Annotated in this window: 20 protein-coding genes; 14 read left to right on the top strand and 6 right to left on the bottom strand. The window is 73.5% G+C overall.

The window, feature by feature from the left end; all coding sequences use genetic code 11:
• Positions 1 to 122 precede the first annotated feature (122 nt).
• Complete coding sequence (locus tag BIV28_RS02225; protein WP_076258935.1) at positions 123 to 1,049, top strand: universal stress protein; 927 nt, start codon at positions 123 to 125, stop codon at positions 1,047 to 1,049.
• 6 nt (positions 1,050 to 1,055) lie between these two features.
• On the opposite strand, the gene BIV28_RS02220 is transcribed toward BIV28_RS02225, so the two are convergent.
• The 4 genes from BIV28_RS02220 to BIV28_RS02205 form a co-directional block, all read right to left on the bottom strand.
• Positions 1,056 to 1,490 (bottom strand): SRPBCC domain-containing protein, encoded by a 435-nt coding sequence (locus BIV28_RS02220; protein WP_076258934.1) that lies wholly within the window; start codon positions 1,488 to 1,490, stop codon positions 1,056 to 1,058.
• 176 nt (positions 1,491 to 1,666) lie between these two features.
• Positions 1,667 to 4,072, bottom strand: a complete 2,406-nt coding sequence (locus BIV28_RS02215) for a Tex family protein (RefSeq protein WP_076258932.1) — start codon at positions 4,070 to 4,072, stop codon at positions 1,667 to 1,669.
• 100 nt (positions 4,073 to 4,172) lie between these two features.
• On the bottom strand, positions 4,173 to 4,943 hold the full coding sequence (locus BIV28_RS02210; RefSeq protein ID WP_076258931.1) for a FadR/GntR family transcriptional regulator: 771 nt from the start codon (positions 4,941 to 4,943) through the stop codon (positions 4,173 to 4,175).
• Complete coding sequence (locus BIV28_RS02205) at positions 4,936 to 6,357, bottom strand: amidase (protein ID WP_083706961.1); 1,422 nt, start codon at positions 6,355 to 6,357, stop codon at positions 4,936 to 4,938. The genes BIV28_RS02210 and BIV28_RS02205 overlap by 8 nt, the downstream gene beginning before the upstream one ends.
• Positions 6,358 to 6,631: 274 nt before the next feature.
• Here BIV28_RS02205 and BIV28_RS02200 point away from each other — a divergent pair, with 274 nt between their 5' ends.
• The 13 genes from BIV28_RS02200 (at position 6,632) to BIV28_RS02140 (ending at position 20,217) form a co-directional block, all read left to right on the top strand.
• Positions 6,632 to 8,164, top strand: coding sequence for an ABC transporter substrate-binding protein (locus BIV28_RS02200; protein WP_076258927.1), 1,533 nt, complete (start codon positions 6,632 to 6,634; stop codon positions 8,162 to 8,164).
• Between the two features lie 25 nt (positions 8,165 to 8,189).
• Positions 8,190 to 9,140 carry an ABC transporter permease gene (locus BIV28_RS02195; protein WP_076258926.1) on the top strand — a complete coding sequence of 317 codons (951 nt, stop codon included), beginning with the start codon at positions 8,190 to 8,192 and terminating at the stop codon, positions 9,138 to 9,140.
• Positions 9,137 to 10,042: an ABC transporter permease gene (locus BIV28_RS02190; RefSeq protein WP_083706960.1), complete on the top strand. Its 906-nt coding sequence runs from the start codon at positions 9,137 to 9,139 to the stop codon at positions 10,040 to 10,042. The genes BIV28_RS02195 and BIV28_RS02190 overlap by 4 nt, the downstream gene beginning before the upstream one ends.
• On the top strand, positions 10,039 to 11,034 hold the full coding sequence (locus tag BIV28_RS20485; RefSeq protein ID WP_076258924.1) for an oligopeptide/dipeptide ABC transporter ATP-binding protein: 996 nt from the start codon (positions 10,039 to 10,041) through the stop codon (positions 11,032 to 11,034). Before BIV28_RS02190 ends, BIV28_RS20485 begins: the two co-directional genes overlap by 4 nt.
• A complete protein-coding gene (locus BIV28_RS20480; protein WP_076258922.1) occupies positions 11,031 to 11,858 on the top strand; it encodes an ATP-binding cassette domain-containing protein in 828 nt (275 codons plus the stop codon). The genes BIV28_RS20485 and BIV28_RS20480 overlap by 4 nt, the downstream gene beginning before the upstream one ends.
• Positions 11,855 to 13,354 carry an aldehyde dehydrogenase family protein gene (locus BIV28_RS02175; protein WP_076258920.1) on the top strand — a complete coding sequence of 500 codons (1,500 nt, stop codon included), beginning with the start codon at positions 11,855 to 11,857 and terminating at the stop codon, positions 13,352 to 13,354. The genes BIV28_RS20480 and BIV28_RS02175 overlap by 4 nt, the downstream gene beginning before the upstream one ends.
• Entirely contained in the window at positions 13,351 to 14,151 is an 801-nt protein-coding gene (locus BIV28_RS02170) for an SDR family NAD(P)-dependent oxidoreductase (protein WP_076258919.1), read from the top strand. Before BIV28_RS02175 ends, BIV28_RS02170 begins: the two co-directional genes overlap by 4 nt.
• A gap of 65 nt (positions 14,152 to 14,216) precedes the next feature.
• The gene (locus BIV28_RS02165) at positions 14,217 to 14,633 is read left to right on the top strand and encodes a hypothetical protein (RefSeq protein ID WP_207555711.1); all 417 of its coding nucleotides are present in this window, start codon (positions 14,217 to 14,219) and stop codon (positions 14,631 to 14,633) included.
• A 76-nt stretch (positions 14,634 to 14,709) separates the two neighbouring features.
• On the top strand, positions 14,710 to 14,982 hold the full coding sequence (locus tag BIV28_RS02160) for a hypothetical protein (protein WP_207555710.1): 273 nt from the start codon (positions 14,710 to 14,712) through the stop codon (positions 14,980 to 14,982).
• Positions 14,979 to 15,236, top strand: coding sequence for a hypothetical protein (locus BIV28_RS02155; protein ID WP_076258913.1), 258 nt, complete (start codon positions 14,979 to 14,981; stop codon positions 15,234 to 15,236). The genes BIV28_RS02160 and BIV28_RS02155 overlap by 4 nt, the downstream gene beginning before the upstream one ends.
• Before the next feature lie 179 nt (positions 15,237 to 15,415).
• Positions 15,416 to 18,229: an AAA family ATPase gene (locus tag BIV28_RS02150; RefSeq protein WP_076258911.1), complete on the top strand. Its 2,814-nt coding sequence runs from the start codon at positions 15,416 to 15,418 to the stop codon at positions 18,227 to 18,229.
• Positions 18,226 to 19,458, top strand: a complete 1,233-nt coding sequence (locus tag BIV28_RS02145; protein ID WP_076258909.1) for an McrC family protein — start codon at positions 18,226 to 18,228, stop codon at positions 19,456 to 19,458. The genes BIV28_RS02150 and BIV28_RS02145 overlap by 4 nt, the downstream gene beginning before the upstream one ends.
• A gap of 165 nt (positions 19,459 to 19,623) precedes the next feature.
• On the top strand, positions 19,624 to 20,217 hold the full coding sequence (locus tag BIV28_RS02140) for a DoxX family protein (protein ID WP_076258907.1): 594 nt from the start codon (positions 19,624 to 19,626) through the stop codon (positions 20,215 to 20,217).
• 129 nt (positions 20,218 to 20,346) lie between these two features.
• On the opposite strand, the gene BIV28_RS02135 is transcribed toward BIV28_RS02140, so the two are convergent.
• Both BIV28_RS02135 and BIV28_RS02130 read right to left on the bottom strand, forming a co-directional pair.
• Positions 20,347 to 21,033, bottom strand: coding sequence for a VOC family protein (locus BIV28_RS02135; protein WP_076258905.1), 687 nt, complete (start codon positions 21,031 to 21,033; stop codon positions 20,347 to 20,349).
• Between the two features lie 120 nt (positions 21,034 to 21,153).
• Complete coding sequence (locus BIV28_RS02130) at positions 21,154 to 25,107, bottom strand: S8 family serine peptidase (protein WP_207555709.1); 3,954 nt, start codon at positions 25,105 to 25,107, stop codon at positions 21,154 to 21,156.
• Between the last annotated feature and the right edge of the window lie 31 nt (positions 25,108 to 25,138).

Below are 25,138 nucleotides of genomic sequence, written 5' to 3'. Positions count from 1 at the left end.
CGCTGTTCCGCACCTCACACTGTCCGCCCTGCCACAACCGGCCGCCGCGGACCCCTGCGCCGAGAGACGATGAAGGTGGCCGGAGCGGCCCGCCCGGCCAAGGCCCAGGGAGGGGTGCTCTCATGAACGACCAGGTCAACGAGGTCCAGGGCGTCGTCGTCGGCTACGACGGCTCGCCCAGCGCGCGGCTCGCCCTGGAGTGGGCCGCTGAGACGGCCCGCCAGCTCGGCACGCGGCTGACGATCGTGCACAGCGTCAACCTGTCGATGGTGCCGGCGTTCCCGGCCGTCGACCTGTCGCACGTCGAGCCGATGCTCGAGCAGGCCGCGAAGTCGCTCGTCGACGAGGGTGCCGAGCACGCGTCGAGGAGCCTCGAGGCGTCCCTCATCAGCACCCAGTACTGGCTCGGCAGCCCCGCCGGCCAGCTCGTCGACGCCTCGCACGACGCCGACCTGCTCGTCGTCGGAAGCCGGGGGCGCGGACGCCTGCGCTCGGGCATCCTCGGCTCGACGTCGTACGCGGCGACGGCCCACGCGCACTGCCCGGTCGTCGTGGTCCGCGGGCACGGCGAGGCCGACGAGCACACCGACGAGCTGCACGTGGCGCGCCCGGGCCCGGGCCGACCCGTCGTCGTCGGGATCGACGACTCCGAGGCCGCCCAGCGCGCCCTCGACGCCGCGGCCGCGTGGGCCGAGCGCGAGCACGCCATGCTGCACGTCGTGCGCGTGGCCCACTCCGCCGCGATGGAGGCGTGGACCTACGCCGAGACGTCACGCGCCAGCACCGAGGACACCCACGCGCTGCGCGAGCACGCCGAGCAGAGCGTGGCGCGCGCGGCCGAACGGGCCCGCGCCGACCACCCGGGTCTCGAGGTGACGACCGCGGTGCTCTACGGCGACCCCGGCCGGACGCTCGCCGAGCTGGCCCGCACCGCAGGGCTCGTCGTCGTCGGCTCGCGCGGGCACGGCGGCTTCACCGGCATGCTCCTGGGCTCGGTGAGCCACCGGCTCCTGCACGACGCCGAGTGTCCCGTGCTCGTCGTGCGCTGAGGGCGCTCAGCCCTGCAGCGTGGAGCCGAACCGGCCGAGCGCGTCGTCCCAGCGCTGCTTGTCGCCGGCGCCGTCCTCGGCGATGCCCTCGCCCTCGTGAAAGAGGTCGAGGCGGGTGCCCGAGCCCTCGGGGCGCAGCTGGAGGTCGACGATGCTGAGGGGGCCGTCGGCGTGCGGGTGCCACGACACGCGGATCTGCTCCATCGGGTGCCAGCTGCGGACGACGCCGTGCGGGCCGTCCTCGCTGTGCCACGACTCGCCCTTGCTGCCGAGAGTCACGCCGGGTCCGAGGAGCGCCTCGGTGCCGCGGCCGCTGACGAGGTGGAGCCACACCTGGTCGACCGGGCGGTCGAACGTCGCGCTCGTGTGGACCCCGGCGAGGGACTGGTCGGGCTCTGCGTCCTCGGCGGGCGCGGGGACGGACTGGGCTGCACTGCTCATGGGCACCTCCGTTGTGCCGCTGCAGCCGGCGACGGCTCGCGGCGCTCCAAGACCCGGCCCCTGATGGGCCGGACCCATCGTTGGTCCAGTCGACCAGAGGTCGGCGCCCACGACAAGGGCTGTCGGCGCGTCGGGTGCTGCCCGACGCGCTGACAGCCCGGTGCGTTCGGTGCGTCCTAGCCGTTCCAGCCGGCTCGCCGCAGCGCGTCGGCCATGGAGCCGCCGGCGGGAGCCTCACGCTGCCCGCCCGGCCGCTGGCCACCCTGACGCTGACCGTCGCGCTGGCCGCCACCCTGACGGGGCCCGCCACCCTGACGGGGCCCGCCGCCCTGGCGCTGACCTCCGCCCTGGCGCTGACCACCTGACGGCTTCTCGCCCGGGCGGGGGAGCTCGTCGTCGAGGCGCAGCGTCAGCGAGATCCGCTTGCGGGGCACGTCGACGTCGAGCACCTTGACCATGACGACGTCGCCCGGCTTGACCACCTCGCGCGGGTCGCGGACGAACTGCTTCGACAGCGCCGACACGTGGGCCAGGCCGTCCTGGTGCACGCCGACGTCGATGAAGGCACCGAAGGCGGCGACGTTAGTGACGACGCCCTCGAGGGTCATGCCGGGCCGCAGGTCCTTGACCTCCTCGACGCCCTCCTTGAACGTGGCCGTCTTGAACGAGGGACGCGGGTCGCGGCCGGGCTTGTCGAGCTCGCCGATGATGTCGGTGACGGTCGGCAGGCCGAAGGTGTCGTCGACGAAGTCCTGCGGGCGGATCGCCTTGAGGGCGGCCGAGTTGCCGATGAGCGCGGTCAGCTCGGTGCCCGCCGCCTCGAGCATCCGGCGCACGACCGGGTAGGCCTCGGGGTGCACGGCCGAGGCGTCGAGCGGGTCCTCGCCGCCGGGGATCCGGAGGAACCCGGCCGCCTGCTCGAAGGCCTTGGGGCCGAGCCGTGCGACGTCCTTGAGCGCGCGGCGCGTGCGGAACGGGCCGTTGGCGTCGCGGTGGGCAACGATGCCCTCGGCGAGCGTGCCGGTGATGCCGGACACGCGCGTCAGCAGGGGAGCCGACGCCGTGTTGACGTCGACGCCGACGGCGTTGACGCAGTCCTCGACGACGGCGTCGAGCGAGCGAGACAGCGCCACCTGCGAGACGTCGTGCTGGTACTGGCCGACGCCGATCGACTTCGGGTCGATCTTGACGAGCTCGGCGAGCGGGTCCTGCAGGCGGCGGGCGATCGACACGGCGCCGCGCAGCGAGACGTCCATGCCGGGCAGCTCGGCCGAGGCGAACGCCGACGCCGAGTACACCGACGCGCCGGCCTCGGACACCACGGCGGTCGTGAGGCGCAGGTCGGGGTGGCGCTTGACGAGGTCGGCCGCGAGGCGGTCGGTCTCGCGGGAGGCCGTGCCGTTGCCGATGGCGACGAGCTCGACGCCGTGCGCCTTGGCGAGCCGGGCGAGGGTCTCGACCGACTGGTCCCAGCGGTTCTGCGGCACGTGCGGGTGGATGACCTCGGTGGCCACGACGCGCCCCGTGGCGGCGACGACGGCGACCTTGACGCCGGTGCGGAAGCCCGGGTCGAGGCCCATCGTCGCGCGGGCGCCGGCAGGGGCGGCGAGCAGCAGGTCGCGCAGGTTGGCGGCGAAGACGCGGACGGCCTCCTCCTCCGCGGCCCGGCGCAGCTGCATCCGGGCGTCGACCCCGAGGTGGACGACGATCTTGGTGCGCCAGGCCCAGCGCACCGTGTCGGCGAGCCACCGGTCGGCGGGGCGCCCGCGGTCGGCGATGTCGAAGCGGTGGGCGATGGCGCGCTCGAACTCCGTCGGGCCGGGCTCGGCCTCGACGGCGGGGTCGGTCGGGCTGACCTCGATCGAGAGCACGTCCTCCTTCTCGCCGCGGAACATCGCGAGGATGCGGTGCGAGGGGAGCTTGTGCAGGGGCTCGTCGAACTCGAAGTAGTCGGCGAACTTCGAGCCGTCCTCCTCCTTGCCCGTGCGCACGCGAGCGACGAGGTGGCCCTTGGCCCACACCCGCTGGCGCAGGTCGCCGATGAGGTCGGCGTCCTCGGCGAAGCGCTCGACGAGGATGGCGCGGGCACCGTCGAGGGCCGCTGCGGCGTCGGCGACCTCCTTGTCGCTGTCGACGAAACCCGTTGCCGCGGAGGCGGGGTCGGTGTCGGGGGAGCCGAGCAGCAGGTCGGCGAGCGGCTCGAGGCCCGCCTCGCGGGCGATCTGCGCCTTGGTGCGCCGCTTCGGCTTGAAGGGCAGGTAGATGTCCTCCAGGCGGGCCTTGGTCTCGGCCGCGAGGATGCGTGCCTTCAGCCCGTCGTCGAGCCTGCCCTGCTCCTCGATGGAGGCGAGCACGGCGGCGCGCCGGTCCTCGAGGTCGCGCAGGTAGGCCAAGCGCTCCTCGAGCGAGCGCAGCTGCGCGTCGTCGAGGCCGTCGGTGGCCTCCTTGCGGTAGCGGGCCACGAACGGCACGGTCGACCCGCCGTCGAGCAGCCCCACCGCCGCGGCCACCTGTCCCTCACGGACCCCGAGCTCCTCGGCGATCCGCTGCTCGATCGAGGCCACCTTCACCTGCACACTCACCGGTCACACACTCCTGGTCGACGACGCGTGGAGCCACGCATTCTGCCGGGTCCGGTGACGCGCCCCGACGCCGCCCCGCCGGGCGGTCGCGCCCGAACCGTCAGTCGTCGAGCAGGGCCCGCAGCGTCGCGCGCTCGGGCGCGGGCACGTAGCCGGCGTAGTACTCGTAGAGGCTGTGCATCGACGCGTGGGCCGCGCCCGCGCCGTCGCCGGAGCGGATGGCGTCGAGCACCTGCTCGTGGTGGCCGAGGGAGCGGCGCATGAGGGCCTTGCTGTTGCGGGCGTGGGCGATCTTGTCGGAGATGAGCGACAGGACGGTGTCGCGCACGACGGCGTTGCAGACCTGGATCAAGGTGTTGCCGCTGGCCCGGGCGATGGCCTCGTGGAAGGCGAAGTCGGCCTCGCTGAACGAGGCATAGCCGCCCTCGACGGCCTCGCGCATCTGGGCGATCGCCGTCTCCATCTCGGCGAGCTGGGCCTCGGTGCGCAGCGTCGCGGCGAGGCGGTTGGCCGTCGAGTCGAGCATCATCCGCGACACGAGCAGCTGCGACAGCGTCAGGCCGTCGGCCCGGGCCAGGCGGCGCATCTGCTTGGTCAGCTGGCCGGAGGTGACGGGCAGGATCTCCGGGCCGTTGGGGTCGCCGGGCCGCGACCGCACGACGCCGTTGCTCTCGAGGACCCGCAGCGCCTCGCGCACCGTGGCCCGGCTCGTGCCGAACTGGAGGACGAGCTCGCGCTCGCTCGGCAGCCGCTGGCCGGGGCGCAGCTCGCCGCGGCCGACGGCCTCCTCGACCTGCTCGACGATGCGCTCGTAGAGGCGCACGGGCCGGACCTGCTCGAAGGCGCGGGTCGACGCGCCGGGCTCAGGCACCGGGGCGCTCCGTGCCGGAGGAGGCCTGCACGGCCTCGGGGATCGGCCAGCACGGCGTGGCGTCGGGGCCGCGGTGCCGTTCGTACCAGGCGGCCGCGCGGAGCACGCCGACGTCGTCCCACCGGCGCCCACCGAGGTGCAGGCCGACGGTGCGCCCGTCGGCGGTGAACCCGCAGTTGACGGTCGCGGCCGGCTGGCCGGACAGGTTGTACGGGGCGGTGAACCCGATGTGGGCCATGCCCTCGTCGCCCTCGCCCCACGGCATCGGCCACTCGGCCGGGAAGGCGGCCATCGGGGCCACCGGCGAGAGCACGAGGTCGAAGCGCTCGGTGGCGGCGACGGTGGCCTGCTGGATCGCCATGATGCTCGAGTAGTCGCGCAGCACGGCCTTCCCGTCGACGTCGGCGACGGCGCCGACCCAGCGCCGGATGAACGGCAGGACGCGCTCGCGGGCCTCGGGGGCCAGGGACTCGTGGTCGACGAGGGAGCGCACCCGCCAGAACTGGTCGAGGTCGGCGAGCAGCCGCGGCGCCATGAACGGCTCGAGCGGCTCGACGCGGGCGCCGGCGTCGGCGAAGAGCCTCGCCGCCCGCTCCACGCAGGCGCGCACCTCGGGGTCGAGCGGTAGCCCGCAGCCCGCGTCGAGGTGCAGCCCGACGCGCAGGCCTGCGACGTCGAGCGGCGTCGCCGAGATGTCGAGGTCGAGGTCGGCGGGCGGCAGGGCGGTCCAGTCGCGGGGGTCGTGGCGGCCGATGACCGACAGGAGCAGGGCGACGTCCTCGACCGAGCGCGCCATCGGGCCGGCCACGCGTCCGAGGTAGGGGTTGTCGAGGGGGACCCGACCGGCGCTCGGCTTGAGCGTGGCGAGCCCGAGCCACGTTCCGGGCAGGCGGATCGAGCCGCCGATGTCGGTGCCGACGTGGAGCGGCCCGTAGCCGCCGGCGGCGGCGGCCCCGGCTCCCGAGCTCGAGCCGCCCGTGGTCAGCGACGGGTCCCAGGGGGAGCGGGTGATCCCGTGCAGGCTGGAGACGCCCGAGCTGAGCATGCCCCAGTCGGGCATGACGGTGGAGCCGAGGACGACCCCGCCGGCCTCCTCGACGCGGTCGACGACCGGGCAGCTGCGCTCCGGGACCACCGGCGTGACGCCGGCGTTGCCCACCTGCATCGGCACGCCGGCGCGAGCGAGGTTCTCCTTGATCGTCACCGGGACGCCGTCGAGCGGGCCCGCCGGGGTACCCGCACGCCAGCGGGCCGCGCTCGCGGACGCGGCCAGCTCGGCGGCGTCGAGGTCGTGCACCGCGAAGGCGTTGAGCTCGGCCTCGCGAGCCTCGACGACCTGCCGGACGTCGCGCAGCACGTCGACGGGGGAGAGGTCGCCCGACCGGTAGGACGCGATGAGCTCGGTGGCCGTCATTGCTGCCGGGCGGGATTGGGCGGCAAGCGGATTCGTCATCGAGGTCCTCCCGTGCGGACAGCTGGCCGAGGGGCGCGCGAACGCGTCGGCCGGACGGACGAACCCTTGACATCGGGCTCGATGAGGGCAACGGTACCTCTCAGCGCGGAAAAGTCCACTGGTCAGACCAGTGAACGGAATGAGACCCTCGCCCGACCCACCACGCCCCCGACCTCGGCGGCACGGCGAGCACCACCACGCTCGGCGCCGCGGTCCTGCACGAGATGGAGACACGATGAAGGACTCCCGCATCGGCACGGCTGCGGCCGGCGTCCTGCTCCTCACGCTCACCGCCGCCTGCTCGGCCGGCTCCGGGGCCTCCGGCGGGTCCAGCGGCGGTGCGGGCGGCTCCGGGGGTGCGGGCGGCACGAAGCTCACCGTCGGCCTCGTCGCCGAGCCGGCGAGCCTCGACCTCACGACCAAGGACGGGGCCGCCATCTCGCAGGCCCTGCTCGACAACGTCTACGAGACCCTCGTCAAGGTCGACCAGAACGGTGACCTCAAGCCCGAGCTCGCCAGCTCGTGGAAGGTGTCGGCCGACCGGAAGACCTACACCTTCGACCTCGTGCCCAACGCGACCTTCTCCGACGGGGAGAAGTTCACCGCCAAGGACGCCGTCTTCTCGATCAACCGCGTCAAGACCGACTGGACCATCTCGCTCAAGTCGGCCATGGACGTCGTCGCCGACGCCAAGGCCCTCAGCGACACCCAGCTGCAGGTGACGCTGAGCAAGCCGAGCAACAACTGGCTCTACCGGATGTCGACGCGGGTCGGCGCGATGATGACCGAGAAGGGCGTCGGCGACCTCGCCAACAAGCCCGTCGGCACCGGTCCCTACACGTTCGGCACGTGGAAGCGCGGCGACTCCATCACGCTCAAGGCCAACCCGGCGTACTGGGGCACCAAGCCGTACTTCCAGGACGTCACGCTCAAGTACTTCAAGGACCCGACGGCCCTCAACAACGCCCTGCTCACCGGCACGATCGACGTCGTCGGCACGGTCCAGGCACCCGAGTCGCTGGCCCAGTTCGAGAACAACCCGAAGTACGAGATCGTCGAGGGCACGACGAACGGCGAGGTCGTCCTGTCGTTCAACAACGGCAAGGCACCCTTCGACGACCTCAAGGTGCGCCAGGCGGCCCGCTACGCCATCGACCACCAGGCCCTGATGGACACCTGCTGGGCCGGGCGCGGCACCCTCATCGGCAGCATGGTGCCCCCGACCGACCCCTGGTACGAGGACCTCACCGGCCTCTACCCGCACGACCTGGCCAAGGCCAAGGCGCTCGTCGCCGAGACCGGCGTGGGAAAGACGCCGATCCGGCTGCGCATCCCGACGCTGCCCTACGCGGTGTCGTGCGGCCAGGTCGTCAAGAGCCAGCTCGAGCAGGCCGGCTTCCAGGTGACCCTCGACCAGCTCGAGTTCCCGGCCGTCTGGCTCGGCACCGTGTTCAGCGACGCCGACTACGACATGTCGATCGTCGCGCACGTCGAGCCGCGCGACCTGCCCGCCGTCTTCGGTGACCCGAAGTACTACACGCGCTACGACAACAAGCAGCTGCAGTCCGACCTCGCGGCCGCCGACTCCGGCACGCCCGAGGAGCAGGTGACGCTCATGAAGAAGGCGGCCCGCGAGCTGTCGCAGGACGCCGCCGCCGACTTCCTCTTCCTGCTGCCCAACCTCATGGTCGCGGAGAAGGGCATCACGGGGCTGCCGAAGAACGCCATCACCGAGGCGTTCGTGCTGCGCGACCTCGCCCGCTCCTGACGGACCCGACGGAGGACCCTTCCCGATGCTGCTCCAGGTCGTCCGGCGCACCGCGATCCTCCTCGCGAGCCTCGTGGTCAGCTCCGTGGTCGTCTTCGTCTTCATGGTGCTGCTGCCGGGCGACCCGGCGCGCGTCGCCCTCGGCGTCAACGCCTCGGAGCAGGCCGTGGCCCAGCTGCGCGAGCAGTTCGGCCTCGACCGGCCCCTCGTGACGCAGTACCTGTCGTGGGTCGGTGGGCTCGTGCGGTTCGACCTCGGCACGAGCTACGTGTCCCGGGCCGAGATCGCGCCGCAGATAATCGACCGGCTCCAGGTGACGCTGTGGCTCGTCGTCTGCGCGATGGTCGTCGCCCTCGTCGTCGCGCTGCCGCTCGGCACGCTCATGGCGGTGCGGCACCGACGCCCCAGCGGCGTCGTGCTGTCGGCGCTCTCGCAGGTCGGGGTCGCCGTGCCGGCGTTCCTCATGGGCATCGTGCTCATCACCGTCTTCGCCGTGAAGCTGCAGTGGCTGCCGGCCAACGGGTGGACGCCGCCGAACGAGGACCCGTCGATGTTCCTGCGCCAGCTCGTGCTGCCGGTGCTCTCGCTGGGGCTCGTGCAGGGCGCGGTGCTCACGCGGTACGTGCGCAGCGCCGTGCTCGACGTGCGGCGCGAGGACTACATCCGCACGGCCCGCGCCAAGGGCCTGGGCCCGACGCGGGCGCTGTGGCGGCACGGGTCGCGCAACGCGGCGATCCCGGTCGTCACGGTCCTCGCCCTCCAGCTGGCCACGCTGCTCATCGGCGCCGTCGTCGTCGAGCGCGTCTTCGTCATCCCGGGGCTCGGCAGCCTCCTGCTCGACCAGGTGGCCAACCGCGACCTCGTCTTCGTGCAGGACATCGTCATGCTGCTCGTCGTCGCGGTCCTGCTCGTCAACTTCGTCGTCGACCTGCTCTACCTCGTCATCGACCCGAGACTCAAGGTGGCTGCCCGATGAGCGCCGACACCGTCCGACCGGACGCCGCCGCCCCCGACACCGTCACGCCCGACCCCGGCATCGTCGCGGCCGGCCCGCGCCGACGCCGACCGGGGGCCACCCTCGTCGTGGGCGCCGTCCTCGTCGGGACCGTCGTGCTCATGGCGCTCGTCTCGTTCGTGTGGACGCCGTACGACCCGACGTTCGTCGACGCGTCGGCCCGGCTGCGTCCCATCGGTGATCCCGCGCACCTGCTCGGCACCGACAAGCTCGGCCGCGACGTCCTGAGCCAGTTGCTCGTCGGGGCGCGCACGACGCTCTTCGTCGGCGTCGTCGCCGTCGGCGTCGCCGGCCTCGTCGGGGTGCCCCTCGGCCTCGTCGCCGCGATGGCCACCCGCTGGCTCGGCGAGACGCTGATGCGGGGGATGGACCTGCTCCTCGCCTTCCCGGCGCTGCTGCTCGCCATCATGTTCGGCGCCGTCTACGGCGGCAGCACCCTCGTGGCGATGGTCGCCATCGGCATCGCGTCGGTGCCGAGCTTCGTGCGGCTCGTGCGCGGCGGCTCGCTGCAGGTGCTCGGCACCGAGTACGTGCTCGCCGCGCGAGCGGCCGGCCGCCGGCCGTGGTCGATCGGGCTGCGCCACGTGCTCCCGAACGTCAGCGGGCTCGTCATCGTGCAGGCGTCGGTGTCCTTCGCCATCGCCGTGCTCGCCGAGGCCGCCCTGTCGTTCCTCGGCTACGGCACGCCACCGCCGACGCCGTCGTGGGGCCGGATGCTCCAGGAGAGCCAGGAGCTGCTCTACGCCGCCCCGCGCCTCGCGTTCGTGCCCGGCATCGCCATCGCCGTGGCGGTGCTTGGCTTCAACCTGCTCGGCGACGGCCTGCGCGACCACTTCGACCCCCGGCTGGAGGACCGCCGATGAGCCAGACCCGCGTGCTCGACGTGGAGGGCCTCGACGTGCGGATCGGGCGCCACCACCTGCTCCACGACCTCACCTTCACCATCGACCGGGGCGAGCGCGTCGGGCTCATCGGCGAGTCCGGCTCGGGCAAGTCCCTGACGAGCCTCACCCTGCTCGGCCTGCTTCCGGAGGACGCGCGCGTCGACGGCTCGGTGCGCCTCGCCGGCGTCGGCGCCGACCTCGCGTCGGCGTCGGAGCGGCAGTGGTCACGCGTGCGCGGCGGCGAGGTGGCGATGGTCTTCCAGGAGCCGATGACCGCGCTCAACCCCACGATGCGCGTCGGGGACCAGCTGGCCGAGGCGATCACGCTGCACCGCGACCGCAGCGGTGCCGGTACCGACCGGCGTGCCGTGCGCGCGCGCGTGGTCGAGCTGCTCGACCAGGTCGGGCTGCCCGACCCCGCCGACGCCGCACGCGCCTACCCGCACCAGCTCTCCGGCGGCCAGCGCCAGCGCGTCGTCGTGGCCATCGCCCTGGCCAACGACCCCGCCCTGCTCGTCTGCGACGAGCCGACGACGGCGCTCGACGTCACGGTCCAGGCGCGCGTGCTCGACCTCATCGTCCGCGGGGTGGCGGCCCGCGACGCCGCGATGCTCTTCATCACCCACGACCTCGCGGTCGTCGCGACGGTGTGCGAGCGCGTCCTCGTCATGTACGGCGGGCGCGTCGTCGAGGCCGGTCCGGTGCAGGAGGTGTTCCGCCGGCCGCGGCACCGCTACACCGAGGGCCTGCTCGCCGCGTCCGACCTCGACGCCGTCGACGCCGAGGGCCGGCTGCCGACGATCCGCGGCTCGGTGCCGGCCGCCGGCGCCTTCCCCGACGGCTGCGTCTTTCGCAACCGGTGCGCGCACGCGACCGCGGAGTGCGCCACGGCGCCGCCGTGGACCGGGCCCGACCCGGGCGACGGCTACGCCTGCCACCACCCTGCCGGGGCGGGGGAGGAGCAGCGATGACCGCCGCCATCAGCGTCACCGACCTGCGCCGGGAGTACCGCCGCCCGCGCACCTCACTGCGGCGGCCCGGCCCGGTCGTCGAGGCCCTCAAGGGCGTCTCCTTCGAGGTCGAGCGTGGCGAGCGCTTCGGGATCGTCGGCGAGTCCGGGTGCGGCAAGTCGACGCTCCTGCGCCTCCTCGCCGCCCTCGACCGGCCGACGAGCGGGGAGATCCGCGTGGAGGGCCTCGAGGTCACCGGCCGGCGCGAGCGCGACCTCGCCTTCCTCCGCTCGGCGCTCCAGCTCGTCTTCCAGGACCCGATGGGCTCGCTCGACCCACGCATGCGGGTGCGCGACATCGTCGCCGAACCGCTCGACGCGCAGGGGCTCCCGGGCCGCGACGGGCGGGTCGCCGAGCTGCTCGACGCGGTGGGCCTCCCCGCCGAGGCGGCCGAGCGCTACCCCCACCAGTTCTCCGGCGGCCAGCGCCAGCGCATCTCGATCGCCCGGGCGCTCGCGCCGAAGCCCTCGATCCTGCTCGCCGACGAGCCGGTCAGCGCCCTCGACGTGTCGGTGCGGGCCCAGGTGCTCAACCTCATCGGCGACCTCGTGTCCGAGCTGGGTCTCACCCTCGTCTTCGTCTCGCACGACCTGTCCGTCGTGCGGCACCTCTGCGACCGCGTCGCCGTCATGAGCGCCGGCGAGATCGTCGAGACCGGGCCGACCGCGCAGGTCTTCGAGGACCCGCAGCACCCCTACACCCAGCGCCTCCTGCGGGCGGCGCCCAGCATGCGCCGCGCCCTCGAGGGCGCCGGCGCGTCCGACCTCCTGGGAGACCCTCGGTGACGAGCACGACGACCCACTCGACGACGTACACGCCCGACCACCCCGCCGGGCTCCCCGTCGGCGAGGACTGGGTCGACCCGGGGGCTACCGCACCGGTCCACTTCCCCTACACCGGCGAGCTCGTCGCGCACGCGCCGGTCGGCACGAGCGCGCTTGCCCAGCAGGCGATCTCGGTGGCGCACGAGCTGCGCGGCACCGTCGCCGACCTCCCGTCGCACGTCCGCCGCTCGGCCCTGACCGCGGCCCACCGTCGGCTCACCGAGCGGCGCGACGACCTCGAGCGGCTCCTCGTCCTCGAGACCGGCAAGCCGCTCGTCGACTGCCGGGTCGAGGTCGACCGCACCCTGCTGACGCTCCTGACCGCGGCCGAGGAGGTCGCGCGGCTGCACGGTGAGACGGTGCCCCTCGACCTGCTGCCGAGCGGCGAGGGCCTCGTCGGGTTCTGGGTGCGCAAGCCCGTCGGCGTCGTCGTCGGCATCGCCGGCTACAACTACCCGCTGCTGCTCGCCGCCCACAAGCTCGCCCCGGCCCTCGCCGCCGGGTGCCCGGTCGTCGTCAAGCCGGCCCCGCAGACGCCCTTCGCGACGCTCTGGCTCGTCCACGTCGTCCGCGAGGCGCTCGCCGAGGCCGGGGCGCCGCGCGGGGCGGTCCAGCTCGTCACCGGCGGCGTCGAGGTCGGTGTCGCCCTGACGACCGACCCGCGCGTGGCCGCCGTGTCGTTCACCGGCTCGGCCGCCGTCGGGCACCGCATCGCCAGGGACGCCGCGCCCGCCAAGGTGCTCCTCGAGCTCGGCTCCAACGCCGCCCTCGTCGTCGCGGCCGACGCCGACGTCGAGGCGGCCGCCGACGCCGTCGTCCGCGGCGGGTACTACGCCTCGGGGCAGGCCTGCATCAGCGTCCAGCGCGTCGTCGTCGTCGAGCCCGCCCGCGAGGCCTTCCTCGACGCGCTCGCCCGGCGCGTCGGCGACGTCGCCGTCGGCGACCCGCGGGAGGCGTCGACGCGCGTCTCGGCGCTCATCGACGCGGCGTCCACCGAGCGCGTCCGGTCGTGGGTCGTCGCGGCGGTCGAGGCCGGCGGCACCCTCGTGCACGGCGGTGACGTCGTCGACGGGGTGCTCCAGCCGACCGTGCTCGCCGACGTGCCCGACGGCGAGAACGCCTGGGACGAGGAGGTCTTCGGCCCGGTCGTCGTCGTGCGCACCGTGCCCGACCTCGACGCGGCCCTCGAGGCCGTCAACCGCTCGCGGTACGGCCTGCACGCCAGCGTCTTCACCGAGTCGCTCGGCACGGCGTTCGCCGCGATCGACCGCATCGAGGCCGGCGGCGTCGTCGTCAACGAGGTGCCGGGATTCCGCTCCGACGTCATGCCCTACGGCGGCGTCAAGGACAGCGGCGTCGGCCGCGAGGGGCCGCGCTTCGCCATCGAGGAGCTGACCGTGACGCGGATGGCGATCATCCGCCCGTCGGCGGCCCGCACCACCGGAGGAGCGCGATGAGCACACAGAGCCGGCGACCCGACTACGCCCGCCTCTTCCGCCTCGACGGCCGCCGCGCCGTCGTCGTCGGGGCCGGCAGCGGCATCGGCCGCGAGAGCGCCCTCGCGCTCGCCGCCCACGGTGCCGAGGTCGTCTGCGCCGACCGCGACCTCGACGCGGCGCGCGAGACCGCCCGCCTCGGCGCCGTTGCCGGTGGCCGGTTCGAGGCGTACGCCCTCGACGTCACCGACGCCGACGCCGTGGCCCGCGCCGCCGACGAGCTCGGCGCGGTCGACGTGCTGGTCTTCACCGCGGCCACGAACGTGCGCAAGCGCGTGCTCGACTACTCGCCCGAGGAGTTCGACCGCGTCGTCGGGCTCAACCTCCGGGCCTCCTTCGACCTCGTCCGCGCCTTCGGCCGGGGGATGGCCGAGCGGGGCCGCGGCAGCATCGTCGGGTTCAGCTCGATCCGCGCCGTCACCGTCGAGCCGGGGCAGGGGGTCTACGCCGCGACGAAGGCGGGCCTCGTCCAGCTGCTGCGGGCCGCCGCCGTCGAGCTGGGCCTGCAGGGCGTGCGCGTCAACGCCATCGCACCGGGCATCGTCGACACGCCCCTGACGGCGCAGATCCGCGCCGTGCCGGAGTGGTCCGAGGCGTACGCGGGCAAGAGCGCCCTCGGCCGCTGGTCGCGCCCGGACGAGCTCGTCGGGGCCGTCGTCTACCTCGCCTCCGACGCGTCCTCGTTCGTCACCGGCAGCCAGCTGTTCGTCGACGGCGGGTGGACCGTCATCGACGGCCGGTACACACCGCCGACCTGAGCCGCCGACCTGAGCCTGTGGACGACGCGGGACGACTGTCACCGGTCGCGGGGATGCTCGTCGTCATGCACTTCGAGGACCTGCCCAGGGACTGGGCGCAGCGACCGGTCACCCACCCCGACGTCTTCGAGGGCGTCGCCGACCTCATCGCCACCGACCGCTCGAGGTCCGACGGCGCCACGTACGTCCTGCTCTGCCACCCCAACGGCCGACTCCTCCAGCCGGTGCGCCTGCCCGAGGGCACCGAGACCCCCGACGTGCTGCGGCGCTTCCTCGCCGAGCTCACCCGCCACGAGGTGCACGACGTCGCCGTCGTCCTCGCCCGCCCCGGCGCGCCCGAGCCGACGCCGCGCGACCTCGAGCGTCGCGACGTCTTCGAGGCGGCCTGCCGCGACACCGGCGTCCGGCTGCACGCCGTCGCCGTCGCCGGCCACGACGACGTGCGCACGCTGGTGCCCGAGAGCGGGTGCGCGGCCGCCTGACGCGTCGCCGTGTCGCCGTGTCGCCGTGTCGCCGCGTCGCCGTGTCCCCGCAGCCGGCAGCGGGTACGGGACGGGTGTGAGCGGAGGACGGACGGCCCAGCAGGTGACCCGGCGCTACCGCACGGAGGTCGGCGCCTCGTGGTGGGCGGCGCTCGCCGTCGTCACCGTCGCGCTCGGCCTCCTCGGGCGCTCGGCCGGCGGGTTCTGGAGCCCGTTCCTGTGGAGCGTCGTCACCTTCGTGCTCGGCTCCCTCGTGGCGCTCGCCGTGTCAGCGGCCCGCGTGCCCGCACGCTCGGCCGACGAGGCGTTCGCCGACCACGGGCCCGCGGGCGGGCAGGTGCGGTCGTGAAGGCGGCCCTGCTCCTCGTCGCGTTCGTCGCGGGCGGAGGCCTCACCTGGCTGCTCACCGTGCACCGGGTGACGCGTGAGATCGCTCCTGATGCCACTGACGCGACCGAGCCGTCCGACTTCGCCGGCGCGAGGTCGGGGGAGAGCTCGGGCTCGGCCGGCTCGCGCTGGATGAGCGACGCCGAGGACGAGGACGCCCTCCTGCCGCACGCCGCCACGCCCGCCGGCGGCCCCGGGACGGCGCCGCCCGCCTGAGACCGACCGGTTCCGTGGGATCCGGGGTGGCAGGGCACCGGATCCGAAGGTCTCCCGTTCGGGGAGGCCGCCAGTTCGGAGCAGCGACGACCGACAGGTAACCTTTCGTGCGGTCCTGTGCGCACCTCCACACGCGCAGTCACTACGACGCCCGAGAAGTGGGCGTGCAAGGGAGCCCGATGACACGCACCGACACCGTCGACGTCAAGCGATGGCGCGCCAAGTACACGCTCATCGAGCGTGCCGCAGAGGCCGACAAGGACGCCCAGGCCCTCTTCACCGAGCTCGACTCCGAGCGCGCGGCCCGCAACGGCGAGCTCCGCGAGATCCTCGCCGACCTCGTCGCGAGCAGCGACCTCGTCGCCTTCAAGGAGGCGATGAACCAGTGGGCCCGCAAGGACGGCCCGTACGTCGGCTTCGGCCCGGTTGGCGGCCCCTGGCTCGCCACCCTCGCGCGGCGCGCCGACGAGGAGTACGCCGAGGTCGTCGGGCTGCTCAAGCTGACCCTGCAGACCCCCGCCTCGCCGCAGGACGCCGCCGACAAGCTCCAGGCGATCGAGGCGTTCCTGGCCCGCGGCGGATCCCGCGGGCACCGCGCCCCGAGCCCGGCCCAGACCGCCTACGTCCTGTCGCTGTTCTGGTCCACCGACGACGGCGGTGCCTGGCCGCTCATGTGGGAGAACGCCCCCCACATGCTGCAGCGCCTCGGCTGGCTCGAGCGCGGCCTGAGCCACGCAGAGCGGTACGTCGCCTACGCCGACCTCTGCGCCGCCCTGCGGCCGGAGGACCCCCGCTACGCGGCCCGCATCCTCTGGTACTTCAAGGAGACCGAGGCCTTCGTCGGCATCGCCCCGAAGATCCTCGACGTCTGCGTCGAGGCGGCCGAGCTCGCCGCCGAGTTCCGCCCCGCCACGGGCTACGCGAGCGGCCGGCACGAGGAGCGTGCCGCCGACCTCGCCCGCCAGCTGCGCGGCGAGGCCGACCACGTGTCCGACAGCCTCATCGAGCGCCTCTCCACCGAGACCGGCCTCTACCTCGAGGCGCCGACCCTCGCGCTGCAGCAGCACGCGGGCGAGGACTCCGCCTACCGCTCCGACCTCTATGCGTCGTGGATCCTCGTCGGTGGCGCCGGCGCGCCCGGGTTCCGGCTCTGGGTCACCCCCTCCGGCGTCGCCTTCGGCCTTCACGGCGGCTGGGAGGGCGAGGGCGACGAGCAGCTGCGCGAGGTCGCGACGCTCGTGCAGGAGCACCTGCCGCGCGGCCTGGCGTTCGTCCGCGTCCACGAGGACGGCCGGCCCGACCGGCTCGAGCCACTCGGGCGCGAGTACGCGTCCGGCGAGGTGTTCGCGGGTCGCTGGTGGAAGGGCGAGGAGGCCCTCGGCCGGGCCGACTTCGCCGACGACATCGTCACGACCGCCCGCGCCCTGACGCCGCTGCTGCGCTTCCTCAACTCGAGCCAGCGCGGCACCGTCGACGACCCCGAGCTCGAGCTGGCCGCCATGGTCGACCTCGAGAGCGAGGTCGAGATCTTCCGCGCCGAGCGGCCCTACCCGAACGAGCGCGACGCCTGGCACCAGGAGCAGCGCCGCGTCTTCGCCGCGTGCCTGTCCAAGGAGGGGCTCGAGGACTTCGACCTGCCGACCTTCAAGCGCATCGTGTCGACGCGCGGCTACGGCGACATCGGCGCGCAGTCGGTGCTCATCAGCTCGATCAACGCCCTCGACGCCGCCGGCATCGACCAGCTGCGCCTCATGGTCCGCGAGCTGCTCTGGGGCGAGGGCCGCGACGAGGAGCGGATCAACCGCGTCCTCGGCTCGGAGGACCTCCCCGTCCAGGGCTTCGGCGAGAGCGTCGTGCTCAAGCTGTTCGCCATCGCCCACCCCGAGCACTGGCTGCCGCTCTTCGCCCTCGGCGGCGACTCCGGCAAGGTCGCGATGCTCAAGCGGCTCGGCGGTCCGGCCCGCTGGACCGAGGGCAAGTCGCGCGGGCGCACCCACGTCGAGACCAACGCCCTGCTCAAGCAGACCCTCGACCCGCTGCTGCCCGACGACCCGTGGGGCCAGGCCCAGCTCGCGCACTGGCTGATGCGCCGCTCCGACAAGGCGCTCGTGCCCGACCACGACGCCATCGGCGAGGCGGCCCAGGAGCTGCTCATCGAGGAGTCGTTCCTCCGCGAGATCCGGGCGCTGCTCGAGGAGAAGAAGCAGGTCATCTTCTACGGGCCTCCCGGCACCGGCAAGACCTACCTGGCGCAGCGGTTCGCCCAGGCCCTGCAGCCCGACCCGGCCAAGCGCGACATCGTGCAGTTCCACCCGAGCAGCAGCTACGAGGACTTCTTCGAGGGCTTCCGCCCGCAGATCGACCACCAGGGCCAGATGGTCTACGAGCTGCGCAAGGGTCCGCTCGCGCTCCTCGCCGAGGCGGCCGAGGCCGACCCTCTGACGCCGCACATCATGATCATCGACGAGATCAACCGCGCGAACCTGCCGCGGGTGTTCGGCGAGCTGCTCTTCCTGCTCGAGTACCGCTCGCACTCGGTCAAGACGAGCTACCGGCCCGACGAGGGTTTCGAGCTGCCGCCGAACCTCTACTTCATCGGCACCATGAACACCGCCGATCGCTCCATCGCGCTCGTCGACGCCGCCCTGCGCCGACGCTTCGACTTCGTGCCGTTCATGCCCCACGACGGACCCATGGAGGGTCTGCTCCGTCGGTGGCTCGAGGCCAACGACGGTCCCGTGTGGGTGGCCGACCTCGTCGACCGCGTCAACGAGGACCTGCGCCGTGCCCTCCGGGGTCCGCACCTGCAGATCGGGCACAGCTACTTCATGCGCCCGGGCCTCGACGACGCGTCGGCGCTGCGCCGCATCTGGGACTACAACGTCTACCCGTTCATCGAGGACCAGCTGTACGGTCGCGAGCACGAGCTCGCGCAGTTCCGCTGGGAGAACGTCCTCGCCCGCTACGGCCAGCTCGACCTCAGCAGGCCGTGACCATCGAGCTGCCCCCGATCCCCGAGCACGGACGCTCGGGGCCGGTCCGGCTCGACCGCGAGACCCGCGCCGCGCTCGTCAACGCGGCGGGGGAGCGGCTCGTCATCCACGCGACCGCCGACCCCGACGTCGTGACGATCGGGGCCACGAGCTGGGTCGGGGCGCTCGCGGTGCCCGGGCTCGTCGTCCGCGTCACGCCGCGGGTGTCGGTGACGAACTTCTTCGCGATGCTCGGCGCCGGCGTCTCGCCCGACGCCTTCGACCACGAGCACGTGACGTGGAGCGACACCGACGAGCTCATCGACGGCGTCGCCTTCTTCGCGATCCGCCTCATCGACAGCTCGACGATGCGTGGTCTCGTGCACGGCTACGTCGGCCGCGAGGAGCGGATGCGCACCATCCGGGGGCGCCTGCTCGTCGAGGAGTTCGCGCGCCGACCGTGGAACGCCGCCGAGCCGCAGTGCCGCTACGACGACTTCACCAACGACATCCGCGAGAACCAGCTCTTCCGCTGCACCCTGCAGGCGATGCTCAGCTGGCCGCAGCTGGCGCCGCAGGTGCGTCGCGAGGCCCTGCGGGTGCTCGGCCGCTTCGAGGGCGTCAGCGACACCCCGGCCACCCTTCACGCCGTGCCCGTGCCGGTCACGCGCCTCAACGAGCACTACGACGACGCGATGCGCCTCTCGCGCCTCGTGCTGCAGGCCATGTCGCTGTCGCACCAGAGCGGCGACCAGCAGGCCAACAGCCTCATGGTCGACATGGACGACCTCTTCAAGCGGTGGATGGTCCAGGAGCTCGACCAGCGCCTGGCGCCGGACCTGCGCATCGAGACCGAGTCGGACGTCTGGCTCGACGAGGGCCGGGCCGTGACGATGGTGCCCGACCTCGTCGTGCGCCGCGGGAGCGAGGTCGTGCTCGTCGGCGACGCGAAGTACTCGATGGGCGCCGACGGCTACCTCGCCTCGCGCGACTACGTCGACCTCGTGGCGTACACGACGGCGATGGGCCTGCCCACCGGCCTGCTCGTGCACTGCAACGCGGCCCGCTCGCCCGACTCCGAGATGGTGATCCGCAACGCCGGCACGCGCATCCTGTGCCGGCCGATCCGCCTCGACGGCTCCTACGCCGGGGTGAGCGCCTCGCTCGACGCCGTGGCCGACCTCGTCCGCGAGCTGGCCGAGGCCCCGGGCGAGCTCGAGGTGCCGACGCTGATCCGCGCCCGACGCTGATCTGCGCCCGACGCTGATCCGCGCCCGACGCCGACCCACAGCCTCCGCACGGCTGTTCCACGGATCACACACCGTTTCCCTGTCGCCGGTCGTGGCCTACTACTACCGTTTGTAGTACCGACAGAGTAGCTGCCGGAACACCTCGAAGTTCTGGAGTTGAGCACCATGGCCACCATCCACCGTGACACCCCAGTCAGCGGCGACTCGGGCACCGCTGGCACCCCGACGCACGACCCGACCAAGGGCGTCGTCACGTTCCAGGAGGAGGTCGTCCGTTCGGACATCGCTCGCAAGCTGCTCGCCGGCCTGCGTCTCGTCCTCGGGTTCACCTTCCTCTGGCCCTTCCTCGACAAGCTCTTCGGCCTCGGCTACGCCACCCCCTCTGCGAAGGCATGGATCCACGGCGGCACCCCGGCCCAGGGCTTCATGACGCACGCCGAGGGCCCGTTCGCGACCTTCTTCAAGAACATCTCCGGCCCGTGGGCCGACTGGGTGTTCATGACCGGCCTCCTCGGGATCGGCATCGCCCTCATCGCCGGCGCAGGCCTGAAGATCGCGGCCTGGACCGGTGCACTCCTCCTCGCCCTCATGTACCTGGCCGAGTTCCCGCTCGGGCAGTCGGGCATGACCAACCCGCTCGTCGACAGCCACTGGATCGAGGCACTGGGCATCGCGGTTCTCGCGGCGACCTACGCCGGGGACACGTGGGGCCTGGGCAAGTGGTGGGGCCGTAAGGTCGGTAACGGCTTCCTGCGGTGAGCGAGGCGGTGGGCGGGCCACTCGCCCCCCACCACGCGGGACCGGTCCAGCCAGCATCAGGGCCGAGAACCCCGCCAGCGAGGCGGTCCTCCCCGTAGGGAGGGCCGCCTCCCGCGCGTGCCGGGGGCCTCAGCCGACGGTGAACGCGCAGAACTCGTTGCCGTGGGGGTCTGCGAGCACCGTCCAGCCCAGGCCGTCCTCGCCACGCGGACGCAGCACCACGGCACCGGCAGCCACCACGGCCCCGACGTCGCGGGTCGTGACGTCGACGTGGACGCGGTTCTTGGCCGTCTTGGCCTCGGGCACCGGCTGGAACACGAGGCTCTCGCACGGCAGACCGGCGACGTGCTCGAGGTGGCTGAAGCCGTCGTCGCGCACCGCCGTGGCACCGAGCAGGTCGCCCCACCACACGGCCAACCCGTGTGCGTCGTCGGCATCGCCCGTGACGTCCTGCACCAGCTCGTAGAGGGGAGTGCGGAGCCGCTCGTCGCCGGCCTGCCGGACGAAGACGCAGAACTCCTGCCCGTCGGGGTCGGCGAGCACGGTCCAGCGCGGCTGCTCGTCGACGACGCGCGCCCCGGCGGCGAGGACACGGTCGAGCGAGGCCGCGTGGACGTCGAGGTGCAGCCGGTTCTTGACCGTCTTGGGCTCGGGCACCGTGTTGACCCAGACGAGCACCTCACCGGCACGCCGCAGGTCGGCGTCGCCGTCGTCGTGGAGGTTGACGTCGAGGTCGAGCACGGGGCCCCAGAAGCGCGCCAGCGCGTGGGCGTCGCTGGCGTCGATGCAGAGGTCCTTGTACGTCGCGGTCGCCATGGAGCGACGGTACCGGCGGGCGCCCACGGCGTCCGGGGGTCGGGGCGAAGCGGCCCGCACGCACGAGCGCCGCCCGGTGGACCCGGGCGGCACTCGCGTCGCGTCAGCGGACCTTTCGCGTCAGCGGACCGTGAGCGTCACCGCTCCCGACGTCGAGGGGTTGTAGGCCTTCGACCCGGAGTAGGTGGCGGTGACGCGGTGGGTGCCCCTGGACAGCACCGGCGCCCAGAGCGTCGCCCGGCCCGAGCGCACGGTGCTCGTGCCGAGGACCCGCGAGCCGTCGCGGAAGGTCACCGTGCCCGTGGCGCTCGAGGGCGACAGGCTCGCGGTGAGCACCGGACGACCGCCGTAGCGGTAGCTCGTGACGTTGGCCGACAGGGCCGTGCGGCTCGCCAGCCCCTTGACGGCGACCGTGACGGTGCCCGAACGGCTCGCGACCGTCGAGGCGTCGCCGGAGTAGGCCGCCGTGAACGACGCGGTGCCGCGCGGCAGCCCGGTGACGGGCAGGACCGCCTTGCCGCCGGACACCTTCACCGTGCGCAGCGCCCTGCCGTTGTAGCCGAACGTCACCGTGCCGGTGGCGTCCGACGGCGTCACCGTCGCCGTCAGCGTCGTGCGACCGCCGTAGGTGATCGACGTCGGGCTGGCCGCGAGCTTCGTGCCCGAGGCCCGCTTGACGGTGACGACCTGCGCACGCGAGCCGTCGGTGTTGAGGTGGTGCAGCAGGAGCAGGCCCTGCGGCTTGTCGACCGCGGCGTTCGACGCGTCGCGGTAGACGTCGAGCGTCGCCCCCGGCAGGTCGGTGTTGAGCAGCGTCGTGTAGTCGCCGAAGGCGGACAGGCCGGGCGAGGCCAGGCTCACCGTCAGCGGGGCGGCCGGGCTGCCGACGGTGTCGACCTGCCCGCTCTGGCTGTACGTCGTGACCCAGTACCGCACCCGCGGCGAGGCGCCGGACACGAGACCGGCGTCCATGAGCGCGCCGACCGACACCGGCATCGCCAGCGAGTCGCTGTTGAACAGGTCGGTGTCGAACGAGCCGTCGACGCCGTTGGTCAACTGGTCGTCGAGGACGTCGCCGACATGCCCGGGACGCAGGTCGAGCAGCTCGGTGAGGAAGTAGTCGTAGTCGTCGGTCGAGGTCGCGATGCGGGTCGTGTACGCGACGGCGTCGGCGGTGCCGTCGCCGTTCGTGTCGAGGTTGACGTCGAACTCCACCTCGCTGGCGGGGGTGCGCCACTGGCCGTGCGTGCTGATCCCGAAGGTCAGCAGGGCGTCCGAGGGGTTGTCCCAGGCGGCCCAGTCGGAGGCCGACCCGACGTAGCGCAGGTCGGCCCCGCGGTCGTCGGCGGTGCCGAGGCAGTCGAGCACCCGGGACGGCGAGCAGTCCGGGATGCGCGGGCTCGTGGCCTGCAGCTGGAAGGTGGAGACCGTGGACTCGTAGTCCTCCGGACCCGGGTTCTGCGGGTCGTCGGCGTTGTCCACCCCGGAACCGGTGAGCGGCAGCGACGCGTACTGGACCCGACCGGAGCCGGTGACCGTCGTGCTCGCGGCCGCCCTCATGCTCGAGGCGGGACGCGGAGCCGACCACACCGGCACGCGGAGGTCGCCGCCGGACGTGCCGCCGACCGGCGACAGGACGATCCGCCCGCTGGCGTCGGTGCGATGGTTGCGCGTGATGCCGGCCTCCGCGGGGTCCGAGGAGGTCGTCGGGTCGGTGACCGCACGCAGCGCCGAGCGGGTGAAGGTCGCGGTGACCAGGACGTCGACCGATCCGCGGGCGGGGACGCTGACCTGGCTCGGCGTCAGGGTGTAGGTGACCCCCGGCGTCTCGTGCGCCGCCGCGTACGACAGCGTGTAGCGCGCGTCCTGGGTCGGTCGCTTGTTGACGATGCGGACCGTCTTCGTCAGCGTCCGCGTCGCCGTGCTGACCGCCACCGGCCCGAAGGACACGCTGACGGCGCCGGGGTCGTCGGTGACGTAGGCGAGCGTCGCGGTGTCGACCGCGGCGTCGGCGACGACGCGTCCGGACCCGACGCGCTCGGGCCCGTAGACCTCGCCGGTGTGGTCCGGGCCGACGAAGACGTCCTGGGTGGCCGTGTTCATGATGGCCGCCTTGACCTCCTCGACGGTCCACGACGGGTGGGCGGCGCGCACGAGGGCGGCCTCGCCGGCCACGTGCGGGGAGGCCATCGAGGTGCCGGACTCGGCGATGCCCTCGTCGCCGGTGCCGACCGCGACCGAGAACGTCGTGACGCCCGGCGCCGCGACGTCGGGCTTGACGCCGCCGGCCACGCCGACGCCGCGCGAGGAGAAGCCGGCGAGCTGGTCGACCGCGCCGGGGTTGCGGACCGTGACGGCGTTGCGGAGGGCGTTCGTCATGGTGACGCGGACCTCGGTGGACGCGTCGAGCTGCGCCTTGACCGCGTCGCGCCCCTGCTTGACGAGCAGCATCGCCGGGAGGCCGGCGTTGCCGGCGACGCCGGCCGAGAAGGCGTTGGAGTCGCTGCCGTAGATGACGCCCGCGGCACCCGCGGCGAGGGCCGCGTCGGCCCGCACCTTGGAGCCGCACCGGCGGCCGTTGCCGTCGAGCCACCAGAGCATGACGACCTTGCCGGCCACCGTCGACGCGTCGGCCGTGGAGTACGGGTCGCAGCCGTCGATGTCGTTGGACGCGCCGACGGGCTGGGACCAGTCGCCGATCGTGACGACCGGGGTGTCGGTGACACCCGGCTTGCCGGCCCAGTCGTAGCTGTCCGAGCGCAGGGCGGCGAACACGTCGTCCTGGTCGCCGTCGATGGTGTCGGCGGGCTCGATGCCGGTGGGGGAGTCGACCTTGAGGCCGTCGACGACGTCGTTGCCGTCGTCGGAGGCCGCGACCCCGAGGACCCGGCGGGCGTTGCCCGGCGAGCCGCCGACCTCGTACACGTCGCCGGAGTTGCCGATCGAGGCGACGACGACCGTGCCGAGGGCGGCGAGGTTGTCCGAGGCGACCGAGTCGGGGTCCTGCGGCGAGCCGTAGGAGCTGCCGAGCGACATGTTGACGACGTCGAGGTGGTCGGAGACGTCGCCGTCGCCGTTCGGGTCGGCGGCCCAGTCGAGCGCCTGCCCGACGAGGTTCGTCGACCCGTCGCAGCCGAAGACCTTGAGCGCGTAGAGGCTCGCGCCGGGCGCCACGCCCGGGCCGATGCGGACCTGCGCGGGGTCGATCGGGTCGGCGTACCCGCCGGACCACGGGGAGCCGTCGGCCGCGACGCCGAGACCGGCCGTCGTGCCGGCGACGTGCGAGCCGTGCCCCTCGCAGTCGAGCGGGTTCGTGTCGGGGACCGGCACGGACGCGGGGTCGGCGCCGTCGTAGGCGTCGCCGGCGAAGTCGTAGCCGCCGACGACCTTCGGGGTGCCGAGGAAGGTGGTGGAGGCCTTGGCGGCCTCGAAGGCGGCCGTCGTGCCCTCGCCGCCGAAGTCGGCGTGCGTGTAGTCGATGCCGGTGTCGATGATCCCGACGCGGATGCCCCCGCCGGTGTCGTCCCTGCCGGCCCACACCTCCGGCGCCCCGATGAGGGGGACCGAGGAGCTGTTCGACGTCGACTTCGGGGTCAGCCGGTGGATCGCCTTGACGCCGGGGATCGCCGCGAGCGCGGCGAGGCGGCTCGCGTCGGTCTGGACGGCGATGCCGGCGTACGCGGCGTGGGCGCGGTAGAGCGTGCGGGCGCGCGTCGCGCTCGAGCCGAACCGGCTCTCCACGGCCCGCTGCGCCTGCTTGACCGCGGAGGTCTGGCTCCGGGCGGCGCTCTTGGCGGCGGCGAGGCCCCGACCGCGGGCCAGGCCGAAGGCCCGCACCGCCGGGGCGGCGTCGAGCTCGAGCATGACGTCGACGGGGCCCGTGGCCCGGCGCAGGTCCGGGTCGACCCGGTCGCCGCCGGTGCGCTGCGTGCCGAGGCCGAGGGATCCGGCTCCCTTGACGGTGCTCGGCAGCTGCTTGTCGCTCCGGTGCTTGACCGTCGCGTGAGGGGTGGCGCCGGCCGGCGTCACACCGAGGGTCGCGGCGACGAGGGCCGTTGCGGCTCCTGCGCTCACCGTGCCAACCAGACCGCGACGACGTCGCGGC

The sequence above is a fragment of the Intrasporangium flavum genome (assembly GCF_001956915.1).
Lineage (GTDB): Bacteria > Actinomycetota > Actinomycetes > Actinomycetales > Dermatophilaceae > Monashia > Monashia flava.
Note: the sequence above shows the minus strand (reverse complement) of the source record. Positions and strands in the feature narration are given on the sequence as shown.

Excerpts from the sequence above, each read along its gene's own strand:
- BIV28_RS02165 (WP_207555711.1), top strand. The coding sequence starts at position 14,217 with ATGCACTTCGAGGACCTGCCCAGGGACTGGGCGCAGCGACCGGTCACC.
- BIV28_RS02150 (WP_076258911.1), top strand. The coding sequence starts at position 15,416 with ATGACACGCACCGACACCGTCGACGTCAAGCGATGGCGCGCCAAGTAC.
- BIV28_RS02195 (WP_076258926.1), top strand. The coding sequence starts at position 8,190 with ATGCTGCTCCAGGTCGTCCGGCGCACCGCGATCCTCCTCGCGAGCCTC.
- BIV28_RS02140 (WP_076258907.1), top strand. The coding sequence starts at position 19,624 with ATGGCCACCATCCACCGTGACACCCCAGTCAGCGGCGACTCGGGCACC.
- BIV28_RS02135 (WP_076258905.1), bottom strand. The coding sequence starts at position 21,033 with ATGGCGACCGCGACGTACAAGGACCTCTGCATCGACGCCAGCGACGCC.
- BIV28_RS02200 (WP_076258927.1), top strand. The coding sequence starts at position 6,632 with ATGAAGGACTCCCGCATCGGCACGGCTGCGGCCGGCGTCCTGCTCCTC.
- BIV28_RS20480 (WP_076258922.1), top strand. The coding sequence starts at position 11,031 with ATGACCGCCGCCATCAGCGTCACCGACCTGCGCCGGGAGTACCGCCGC.
- BIV28_RS02170 (WP_076258919.1), top strand. The coding sequence starts at position 13,351 with ATGAGCACACAGAGCCGGCGACCCGACTACGCCCGCCTCTTCCGCCTC.
- BIV28_RS02205 (WP_083706961.1), bottom strand. The coding sequence starts at position 6,357 with ATGACGGCCACCGAGCTCATCGCGTCCTACCGGTCGGGCGACCTCTCC.
- BIV28_RS20485 (WP_076258924.1), top strand. The coding sequence starts at position 10,039 with ATGAGCCAGACCCGCGTGCTCGACGTGGAGGGCCTCGACGTGCGGATC.
- BIV28_RS02225 (WP_076258935.1), top strand. The coding sequence starts at position 123 with ATGAACGACCAGGTCAACGAGGTCCAGGGCGTCGTCGTCGGCTACGAC.
- BIV28_RS02190 (WP_083706960.1), top strand. The coding sequence starts at position 9,137 with ATGAGCGCCGACACCGTCCGACCGGACGCCGCCGCCCCCGACACCGTC.
- BIV28_RS02220 (WP_076258934.1), bottom strand. The coding sequence starts at position 1,490 with ATGAGCAGTGCAGCCCAGTCCGTCCCCGCGCCCGCCGAGGACGCAGAG.